The sequence below is a fragment of the Dyella sp. genome, assembly GCF_035277725.1.
Taxonomy (GTDB): Bacteria; Pseudomonadota; Gammaproteobacteria; order Xanthomonadales; family Rhodanobacteraceae; genus Dyella_B.
Genome location: NZ_DATEJY010000125.1, coordinates 1 through 5,254 on the forward strand (window position 1 = coordinate 1; position 5,254 = coordinate 5,254).

The following is a 5,254-nucleotide window of genomic DNA, read 5'->3' on the forward strand; positions in this document are numbered from 1 at the left end:
CCGCCGACGAACACCTCGGTCCACGGCAGGCCGGCATCGTCCAAGGTTTTCAGTGCCCGCGCGCGAATCGTGCATGGCGCGGCCAGCGACGCAATGCGCAGCGGTTCTTCGCGCGGCCATTCGAAACCCGGCAGCGCATACCACGCGTACGGCTCCACGAATAGGCGCTCGCCATCGCCGCGCACACCGTCGCGGCAGACGATGGCCACATCCACGTCGCCGCGGTCGTACGCCGCTAGCAGGCCGTGCGAGGCACCGACACGCACTTCCATGCTGAGCGCGCGATCGTAAGCGCCGAGCTTGGCCAGCAGGGACGGCAGGTCCGTGCCGGCAGCCTGGTCGCTGATGCCGATGCGCAGGTTGAGCCGCGCGGCAACCCGGCGATGCAAGGCGCGTTCGTGCGCATCCAGCAGCTCGCGTGCTGCGCCGAGGAACGCTTCGCCTTCGGATAACAGCCGCACGCGTCGCGGTGTGCGCTCCAGCAGGCGGTGCCCGAGGCGGTCTTCCAGGCGCTTCAGTTTCAGGCTGATGGCGGACTGTGTGGTGCCGATGGCTTCGGCGGCGCGGGTAAAGCTGTTGAGGTCGGCCACCAGCACGAAGGCCTGGACGGCATCCAGATCCAGCGGGCGGCGCAAGTAAGCATTTTCATTTGTCATGACTAAATCGCTCAATCATGAGTGTTACTTATCTTAGGCTGGAACTAGCATGGTCGCCAAGCTGTTTGCCGCAGGAGTTGGGCATGAATACGCATGACGCTGCGGGCGATCCGCGGCGATGGTTGGCTTTACCCGTGTTGTTGGCGGGTGCGTTCCTGCCGCCGCTGGATTTCTTCATCGTGAACGTGGCGCTGCCCTCGATCCGTACGGCCTTGCATACGAGCGCCGCGCAGTTGCAGTTCGTGATCTCAGCGTACGCGGCAACCTACGCGGTATTCCTGATCACCGGCGGCAGGCTGGGTGATCTTTATGGCCGGCGGCGGATGTTCCTGCTCGGCATCGCGGGGTTCACCCTGGCCTCGCTGATGTGTGGATTGGCCTGGTCGTCGGAAGCGCTGCTGGCCGGGCGCATTTTGCAGGGTATGACGGCAGCCGCACTGGCACCGCAAGTGTTGGCATCGATCCGCGTCATGTTTCCGCATGCCGAACAACCACGTGCACTGGGTTTGTATTCCGCAACCTTCGGCGTGGCCGCCACGCTGGGCGCCTTGCTTGGCGGCGCCTTGGTGTCGAGCCACCTGTGGGGCATGGGCTGGCAGTTGATCTTCCTGGTGAATCTGCCGGTGGGTGTGGCTGCATTGATCGCCGGCTTCGCGTTGCTGCGCGAGTCGCGCGCGGAACATGCCTTGCGGCTGGACCTGGGCGGCGTCGCCTTGCTGTCGATCGCCCTGGCCTTGTTGGTGTACCCGCTGGTGGAAGGTCGTGAGCAAGGCTGGCCGGCATGGACGTATGCGATGTTGGTCGGCTCGCTCATCATGTTCGTGGTGTTCGTGCGTTTTGAAGCGCGCGTCGCGAAACACGGCGGTTCGCCGTTGATCGACGTGCAGCTGTTTGGCGAAGGCGATTTTTCCGTAGGGATATTGGCTGCCCTGGGGATCTATCTCACCTCATCGTTCTTCCTGACGTTTGCGGTGTATTTGCAAAGCGGCCTTCAGCACAGCGCGTTCCAGGCAGGATTGGCAACGGTGCCATTTACGATCGGCTTTTTCGGCGGCTCCATGCTGGCATCACGTTTGATCGATGCATTAGGTCATCGCGCCTTGCCGCTGGCGTGCCTGTGCGAAGCGCTCGGCTTTGGCGTCCTGATCGCCACGGTATGGCACGCGCTGCCGCATGGTGCGCTTATGCCAGGACTTGCCTTGGGAGGCTTCGGTTTTGGTGCGGCGTTGCCGGCACTGATTCGCGCCGTCATCAGCAGTGTGGAAACCAAGCACGCGGGTTTGGCGTCGGGCATGGTGATCACGGCCTTGCAAATCAGCGCGGCGCTGGGTGTCGCCATCATCGGCGGCGTGTTCTACACCGCGCTGCACGGGCAAACGGGTGCGAGAGCCTATGAGCATGCTTTTGCCATCGGCCTGTGCTGCAACGTCGGCGCACTGCTGGTGGTGGCGTTGTTGTCGACGCGCATGGGGCGGGTCAATCGACATCATGCCTCAGCCATCACTGTCGCCATCGATTGACGTAGGCTGGGATGACATCCCAGCACCTCTATATCCGATGCTGGGATTGTCATCCCAGCCTACGTTGCTGGATCAAAGTTCGCGCAAGGCCGTAGTGACGGGCAAGCGCGCTGCACGCAGAGCCGGGAACAAGCCGCCGACGAAACCGATCGCCAACGCCCACTTCAAGCCTTCCCACAGCAATGGCGGCGTCACCTTGAAGGTAAACGCCAGCTGCCCGGTACTGCCCATGGCCAAGGTGGAAGCACTCCACCCGTTGAAGATCAGCCACGCCAGCACGCCGCCGATCACGCCGCCAAGCAGCGCCAGCAGCATGGTTTCCACCATCACCGCCACCACCACCGGGACACCGCGAAAACCGATGGCACGCAGCGTGGCGATTTCGCGCGCACGGGCGGCGACGGCCGCGAACATGGTGTTGAGCGCACCGAAGATGGCACCGATAGCCATGATCGAGCCGACGGTAATGCCCATCACGCGCATCACCTTGCTCATGCCTTCCGATTGCTTGCTGAAGTAGTTGAGCGTGGTATCTACATCCACCTGCAAGCGCGGATCATTGGCGAGTGCCGCCTTGAAAGTGCTGAGCGCCTTCGCGTCGGTGAGCTTTACAAATACCGAGGTTCGGCTGCTGCCGCGGCGATAGGTATCCGCAACGACATTCGCATCGCCCCAGATTTCCGAGTCGTAGGCATCGCCGGAAGCGAAGACGCCAACCACCCGCCACGTTTGCGTGCCCAGCTTGATGTCATGCCCAGGTTCCAGGCCGGCGAATTGCCGCCGTGCACCCTGCCCCACCACCAGCTCGCGCATGCCGGGCTGGAAGCTGCGGCCGGCAATGATCTTGGCATTGGGACGCAACGCCCACGCCTGCTCGCCGACGCCGCGCACCTGCACACTGCCTTCCTCATCCGTTGCTCCGCCTTTGACCGGCAGGTTCGCCGCCACCACGATTTCACCTGAGGTGATCGGCTTGTTCTGCTTATCGCGTGCGATACCAGCCGCTTGCTCGATTACTACGATGCTGTCGTGGTTCAACACGGAACTGACTTCCGTCGCCGAGCCACCGCGCAACACGATGGCCGAGTCCTCGCTGCCCGTTGCGCGCAGGGTTTCGCTGTAGCCTTCGCCCATCGCCAGCAACGCCACCAGCACGCCGACCACGCCGGCAATACCGATCACCACCACGGACGATGAACCCAGTCGCTGCCTGAGCGTGCTGATGCCCACGCCGGTAACCGATGCGGCTTGCCGACCGCGCAGGCTGAGCGCCATCCACGCGGCAAACACAACCACGAGTGCCAGCACGGCGAACCAGGGCAATTGCACCCACACCCACAACGTCACGATCAACAGCAACAACACGCCGAGATTGAATAGAAACTTCATGTGCTTGGCTCCTGTTAGCGGCCAGCGAGGGCATCGACAATATTCAGGCGCATCGCCCGCCACGCGGGAATCGCCCCCACTACCAGGCCAATGACCAGCATCAGCGCGATACCGAGCAACCAGCTGTTTGCCCCTACCGTAGGCAGATTCAAAAAGCCGCCGCTGCTGGCGCTGACGCCGGGAATCAAGGCAGCTGCCAAGGCAATACCGATCACGCCGCCAAGCAATACCAGCAGCACGGATTCGGCCAGCACCATGGACAGCACGCCGCGATCGGAAAAGCCCAGCGTTTTGAGCACCGCCAGTTCCGAGGTGCGTTCACGCACCGCCTGCATCATGGTGTTGCCCGTCAACAACAGCAGCGTGAAGAACACCGCACCCATGATCGATCCGACGATCAAGCCGATATCGGCCAGCTGCTTCATCCACGATGCTGTTGCGGCGGCTTCGGTTTGCGTACGCGTTTCATGGTCCGAATTGGCCGATAACGCATCGATGGCCTTGGCTACTTGGTCCGCCTGGTTCACGTCTTTGACGCGCGTGACAAACCAGCCCACCTGACCATTGTTGTAGCCCTTCATCACGGCATCGTCGAAATACTTCCAATGCATCAGGATGATCTGGCCGTAGAAGGCCACACTCTGGTCGGTAGGATGCAGCACGCCCACGATCTGGAAGGTCCAGTTCTTGCTGCCGTCCTGCTGCGGAAAGATGTTCGATTGCAGCGGAATCTGGCCGCCTACTTTCCAGTGATATTTCTCCAGCAGTTTTTCGCCGACCAGTATCCCGATGCGGGTATTCGTAAATGCCTTGCGCGCATCGTCGCTGACCTGCACTTCCGGATATTGATCGATGTAGCTGTCGCTGACGGCGAAAGTGAACACCTGATTGCGTGGATCCTGATACGCGCCGCCGAACCAGTTGGCATAGGCCACCGATTTCACGCCGGGCACGGTTTCGATCTTTCCGCCCAAGCCTTGCGGCAAGGTATCGATAAACGACAGCTTGGAACCGGTTTGCAGGCGCTGCGCACCGTTGGCACTCTTGCCCGCCTGGTCAAATGACGTGCGGACGGCATCGAGCATGCCGAACAGCAGAAATGCGGCGGCAATCGACACCAGCGTAAGAATGGTGCGCGTCTTGCGCCGAAACAGCGCCGCCCAGATGAGATGAAAGTATTTCATCGCCGCCTCCTCACGCCGTGGCCTGCTCGACCAGCGTACCCTTGTCCAGATGCAGGGTGTGATCGGCGTATTCGGCCGCCTTGGGATCGTGCGTGACCATCACGATGGTCTTGCCGTGCTCGCGGTTGAGTTTTTGCAACAGTCCCAGGACTTCCTCGGCCGATTGGCGGTCGAGGTCGCCGGTCGGTTCGTCGCAGACCAGCAGGGTCGGGTCGGACACGATGGCGCGCGCGATCGCGACGCGCTGCTGCTGGCCACCCGAGAGTTCACCGGGCTTGTGCGAAGCACGGTCGGCCAGCCCCACCAATTGAAGTGCAATCCCGGCATTCTTCCTGCGTTGCGAAGCCGACAGCCTGGTCAACAACAAGGGCAGTTCCACATTCCTCTGCGCGGTCAGTCCCGGCATCAGGTTGTAGAACTGGAACACGAAGCCGACGTTGCCGGCGCGCCAGCGCGCCAGTTGGCTTTCGCCCATCTTGTCGATGCGCTTGCCGTCCACGCTGAG

Annotated in this window: 5 protein-coding genes; 1 reads left to right on the forward strand and 4 read right to left on the reverse strand. The window is 62.0% G+C overall.

From position 1 onward, the window contains the following. Positions 1–656 (reverse strand): LysR family transcriptional regulator (locus VJR68_RS11790; RefSeq protein WP_324147868.1); only part of this gene is annotated, 656 nt, incomplete at its 3' end. An 83-nt stretch (positions 657–739) separates the two neighbouring features. Here VJR68_RS11790 and VJR68_RS11795 point away from each other — a divergent pair. Further along, positions 740–2,176 (forward strand): MFS transporter, encoded by a 1,437-nt coding sequence (locus VJR68_RS11795; RefSeq protein ID WP_324147869.1) that lies wholly within the window; start codon positions 740–742, stop codon positions 2,174–2,176. A gap of 72 nt (positions 2,177–2,248) precedes the next feature. On the opposite strand, the gene VJR68_RS11800 is transcribed toward VJR68_RS11795, so the two are convergent. The 3 genes from VJR68_RS11800 to VJR68_RS11810 all read right to left on the reverse strand — a co-directional run. Further along, complete coding sequence (locus VJR68_RS11800; RefSeq protein WP_324147870.1) at positions 2,249–3,565, reverse strand: ABC transporter permease; 1,317 nt, start codon at positions 3,563–3,565, stop codon at positions 2,249–2,251. Between the two features lie 14 nt (positions 3,566–3,579). After that, positions 3,580–4,749, reverse strand: a complete 1,170-nt coding sequence (locus VJR68_RS11805) for an ABC transporter permease (RefSeq protein WP_324147871.1) — start codon at positions 4,747–4,749, stop codon at positions 3,580–3,582. Between the two features lie 10 nt (positions 4,750–4,759). Continuing rightward, positions 4,760–5,254: ABC transporter ATP-binding protein (locus VJR68_RS11810; RefSeq protein WP_324147872.1), on the reverse strand; the 495-nt coding region annotated here is incomplete at its 5' end.